Genomic DNA, 4,944 nt, shown 5'->3' with positions numbered 1-4,944 from the left:
CATTTTTTCAGGACGTTACAATTTTATCTAGCTAATCCTGGTTGGATATCCAGAAATTCCTTCAATAACAATTTTCGGATTACGTTTCAATAAAACAATTAATTGTCTTAATTTTTCTGCATTATAATCTTCATTAAACATATCATCGTGCATTAAAATTACCAAATGATTTTTTTTGAATGTTTTATTTTGATCCAAACGATGTACAATTCCTTCATAAATTTTTTCAGGTGAAGAAAGCTGATGTGTTGCAGATTTTTTTCCACTTCTTTCCCATTCATAATCCCAGCCATAGATATAGTATTGATTTTTAGCCAATAAATCAGCTGCTGGAATTGCATTTTTTACTGGATCGTCTTTTTTGCGTTTGTTCAAACGCCATGTATTACGTGCAGGTAAACGAACCCAACGAGAATGTATGTCTAATACCACCTCATTTTTGCGAATATCTTCATAAACATTTTCTGGAACACTGTAAAAAGCTTTGTATTTGTTACGCGCATGCGAAAAAGTATGGTTAGCAATTTCTACATTTGGATTAGCTTTATAATCTTCTACATGTTGTTTCAAATCTTTCGTAAAAGCATTAAAACCAACTAAGAAAACCGTTCCTTTTACATTTTCTTCGGTTAATATTTTATTGATATTTTTACTTCCTTTATATGGACCATCGTCAAAAGTTAGGTAAACATATTGTTTTGTCGAATCAATAGGATTTTTCCTTTCTTCTTTTGCAATAGTATCTAATTTCAAAACTGAAGAGTCAACTTTTACCGTATAAATAGAATCAACATCATTCTGCAAAATTTCTTTTGGTTCAGAAGAAGTTGTTGTTTGATTTTGAATAGGATTATTTTCGTTTTTACAAGAAAAAACAAAAAGTAAAGTTCCAATTGCAAGAAAGCTTTTTAGATGTTTGTTGATAGCTAACATTGATTGTTTAGGTTTTGTGCGAAATTAATAATTTAATCTGATTTGAAATGTTAAATGATTGATGTTATTTGTCAGATTATTAAGCGTTTACGTTTTTTGATTGTTGTAAATATTGCTTAATAACTTGAATTACACCATCTTCATCGTTAGAAGGTGCTTTAAAATTTGCTACTTCTTTTACATTTGGATGCGCATTTTCCATTGCAAAACTATATTTTGCCAAATGTAACATCTCCAAATCATTCATAAAATCCCCAAAAACAATGATTTCTTCAGAAGAAATATCCAATTTATTCATCAAAGTGTGTAATGCAACTCCTTTGTTCGATTTTTTGTTCATTACATCTAACCATACTTCTCCAGAAACCACAACTTTTAATCCATATTTTTCAAAATCAACTAATTTTGGAAATACATTAAATTCTGTTCCATCAGCATGATTTACTGCAATTTTAATAAATTGTTCATTTTTGATTTTAGTTAAATCATTAACCCAAATATTTTTGTCATAATAATTTTTAAAATATTCTAAAAAAATTTCATCTTTCGATTCCACATAAGCTGCATTTTTACCAGCCAAAACAATATTTGCACCTTCTATTTTACGCACTTCTTCTACGATTTCTTTTACAACAGACCAATCCAATTCGTCAACAAAAATTTCTTCACCTTTGTAGGTCACATAGGTTCCGTTTTCAGCAATAATCGCCAATTCATCTTTTATGTTTTCAAAATAAGAAATGATACTATAATATTGACGACCACTTGCAGGTACAAATGTGATGTTGTTTTCTTTTAATTCTTCGTAAATTTTATTGAATTCTGGACTTAATGAATGATCAGAACGCAACAAAGTTCCATCCAAATCTGTCACGATTAATTTTATATTTTGCATGGATTTTTTCTTAAATAAAAAAAGGTCTCATAATTGAGACCTCAAAGTTAATTATAAATTTTTGTTTTGTTCTTCCGCGTCACCAACCATATTTCGGACAATTCCTGGATTCGAATGTTTTTTCTTCATTTTCAAATTTAAGAATTCGACTAAAACAGAGAATCCCATAGCAAAATAAATGTATCCTTTCGAAATGTGTTGATCAAATCCTTCTGCTAATAACGAAACACCGATTAATAATAAGAATGATAAAGCTAACATTTTAACCGTTGGATGATCGTTCACAAATTTAGAAACCGCACTTGCTGAAAGCATCATAACTGCAACAGCAATAATTACAGCCGCAATCATAACTTCGATATGTTCTGCCATACCAACTGCTGTAATCACAGAATCTAATGAGAAAACAATGTCTAAAATTAAGATTTGTACAATAGTTCCTGCAAAAGAATGTACTTTCACTTTTCCTTCAGTTTCTTCAACACCTTCTATTTTGTGGTGAATTTCTACAGTCGATTTATAAATCAAGAATAATCCTCCGATTAATAAAATCAAATCTCGACCAGAGATAGCTAATTTTTCTAACCATTCGGTTGAAGTAATGCCAATCCATTCGCCGATATTGAATAGAGGAGTGGTAAGACTCATCACCCAACTTAACGAGAATAAAAGGATTACACGTGTAAACATGGCTAAAAATAAACCAAGCTGTTGTGCTTTCTTTTGTTGATGCGCAGGTAATTTTCCTGACAAAATAGAGATAAAAACAATATTATCAATCCCTAAAACGATTTCTAACATTGTTAATGTAAATAATGCAACTAATGCATCTGGTTGTAAAAAAATACTAAAATCCATCGATTAATTTTGAAGTTTCGAAAATACAACGAAGAATAACAATTAAAGTTTGAGTAATAATTATTTGATGTTAATTTAACATTAGAACTTATACAAAATTATTTACAGATTAAATCAATTAAATCAATTAAATCAATTAAATCGTTTTAGCAATATAGAATTAAACTCTACTTTTGCGAAAAAGGCTTAGAATGATTTCAAAGGTTCAACTTCGGTTGCAGTTTCTCGTACTTCTTTGGGGATTTACAGGAGTTTTCGGAAAATTAGTCACAATGAGTGCGTTACCAATGGTTTGGTATCGTGTTCTTATTGCGGCTATTGCGGTTTTTATTTACATGAAATTCAGAAAAATGGATTTCAAAGTGACTAAAAACGAATTATTGAGATTACTTGCTATCGGTGGAATTGTCGGAATACATTGGTTTACATTTTATTTGTCGATCAAACTTTCTAATATCTCAATTGCGTTGAGTACATTATCGATGGGCGCGCTTTTTAGTGCGATTTTAGAACCTATTTTCTTTAAACGAAAAATTAATCTGCTCGAAATTATTCTTGCCATAATCGTTTCTGCTTGTGTAGCTGTTATTTTTAATGCATCGCCAGAAGATTATAAATTAGGAATTATCATCGGTATTCTATGTAGTTTCCTTTCCGCATTGTTTGCAGTTCTTAATTCGAGATTACCAAAATCAATCAAACCGACTAAAGTTACTTTATACGAAATGATTGGTGGAGTGATCACGCTTTCGGTGGTGATGATTCTTTTTCAACCAGAAGCTATTTCTGAAGTTGTAAATATCAGTTGGTCAAACTTAGGATGGCTGACGTTGCTTGGCGTCATTTTTACAGCTTTTGCACAAATAGAATCAGTTGATTTACTGAAACATGTAAGTGCTTTTACGTTGATGCTGAACGTAAATTTAGAACCAGTTTATGGCATCATTTTGGCAAGTCTTATTTTTGGAGATTCAGAACATATGAATCCTATATTTTATATTGCTACAGGGGTAATGGTACTTTCTATCATTATGAACGGAATATTAAAAACAAGATTTTCTAAATAATTTATTGTCAAAAAGACGCATTTGTTTTAAAGAATGCTTATCATTTAATATCTTTGCTTCAATTGAAAAGTAAACCATAATCACATGATACACTCTATTATTACAGGTGTTGGGCATTATGTTCCCGAAAGAGTTGTTACAAACTTTGATTTAGCTGAGGTGATGGACACCAATGACGAATGGATTCAGGAACGTACAGGGATTGTCGAAAGAAGACATATCGAGCCAGGTTCTAAGATTTCGTCTACAGATTTGGGTGTTATTGCGGCTAAAAATGCGTTAGAAGATGCAGGAATCACTGCTCAAGATATCGATTTTATCTTATTTGCTACTTTATCTCCCGATTACTATTTCCCTGGAAATGGTGTGTTGGTACAAAAAGAGTTAGGTTGTCGTACGATTGGGGCAATGGATATTCGTAATCAATGTTCTGGTTTTGTGTATGCGTTATCAACTGCTGATGCTTTTATCAAGGCTGGTGTTTACAAAAATATTTTGGTGATTGGAGCAGAAGTTCATTCATTCGGATTGGATATGTCGGATGAAGGTCGTGGTGTTTCAGTAATTTTTGGAGATGGAGCAGGAGCGGTAATTGTTTCGGCATCGGAAGAAGAAGGACGTGGAATTTTATCGACGAATTTACATTCTGAAGGAGAATTTGCTGAAGAATTAGCAGTTACTTTCCCAGGAACAAAAACAGGTTGGTCGGATGAATTATTGAAAGAAGGAAACACTTTAACTAAAAAAGAAATTTATCCATATATGAATGGAAACTATGTTTTCAAACATGCGGTAACTCGTTTTCCTGAATCAATTATCGAAGCTTTATCGGCTGCAAATAAAAAGCCAGAAGATTTAGATTTATTTATTCCACATCAAGCGAATTTGCGTATTTCTCAATTTGTACAAAAACAATTGGGATTACCAGATGAGAAAGTTTATAACAACATTATGCGTTACGGAAATACTACGGCAGCATCTATTCCTATTGCATTGAGTGAAGCAAAACAAGAAGGTAAAATCAAAAAAGGTGACTTAGTAATGATGACAGCTTTTGGAGCAGGATTTACATGGGGCTCTGTTTTGATGAACTGGTAAGTAAGTTTGAATTTAGATTTACAAATTGTCCCGTCCTGAAATAGCGATACAAAAAAGAAATCGTTATTATGGAAGTGTAAATCGTCAGCAAAA

The 4,944-nt window shown here is 31.8% G+C and carries 5 protein-coding genes; 2 read left to right on the top strand and 3 right to left on the bottom strand.

Going from position 1 to position 4,944, the window contains the following annotated elements; genetic code table 11:
• Positions 1-27 precede the first annotated feature (27 nt).
• The 3 genes from B4E95_RS02370 to B4E95_RS02360 all read right to left on the bottom strand — a co-directional run bounded on the left by B4E95_RS02370 (position 28) and on the right by B4E95_RS02360 (position 2,686).
• A complete protein-coding gene (locus B4E95_RS02370) occupies positions 28-933 on the bottom strand; it encodes a polysaccharide deacetylase family protein (protein WP_291089654.1) in 906 nt (301 codons plus the stop codon).
• 79 nt (positions 934-1,012) lie between these two features.
• A complete protein-coding gene (locus B4E95_RS02365) occupies positions 1,013-1,828 on the bottom strand; it encodes an HAD family hydrolase (protein ID WP_291089651.1) in 816 nt (271 codons plus the stop codon).
• 51 nt (positions 1,829-1,879) lie between these two features.
• Positions 1,880-2,686 carry a TerC family protein gene (locus B4E95_RS02360; RefSeq protein ID WP_038331456.1) on the bottom strand — a complete coding sequence of 269 codons (807 nt, stop codon included), beginning with the start codon at positions 2,684-2,686 and terminating at the stop codon, positions 1,880-1,882.
• A gap of 191 nt (positions 2,687-2,877) precedes the next feature.
• On the opposite strand from B4E95_RS02360, the gene B4E95_RS02355 reads away from it, so the two are divergent.
• Positions 2,878-3,753 (top strand): DMT family transporter, encoded by an 876-nt coding sequence (locus B4E95_RS02355; protein WP_115000757.1) that lies wholly within the window; start codon positions 2,878-2,880, stop codon positions 3,751-3,753.
• Positions 3,754-3,837: 84 nt separating this feature from the next.
• A complete protein-coding gene (locus B4E95_RS02350) occupies positions 3,838-4,851 on the top strand; it encodes a beta-ketoacyl-ACP synthase III (protein WP_038331461.1) in 1,014 nt (337 codons plus the stop codon).
• Positions 4,852-4,944 lie beyond the last annotated feature (93 nt).

This window comes from Empedobacter sp. UBA7494 (assembly GCF_002478465.1).
In the GTDB taxonomy this organism is placed as follows: domain Bacteria; phylum Bacteroidota; class Bacteroidia; order Flavobacteriales; family Weeksellaceae; genus Empedobacter; species Empedobacter falsenii_B.
The sequence above is the reverse complement of the archived record's forward strand: the minus strand, read 5'-3'. Positions and strand labels throughout refer to the sequence as shown.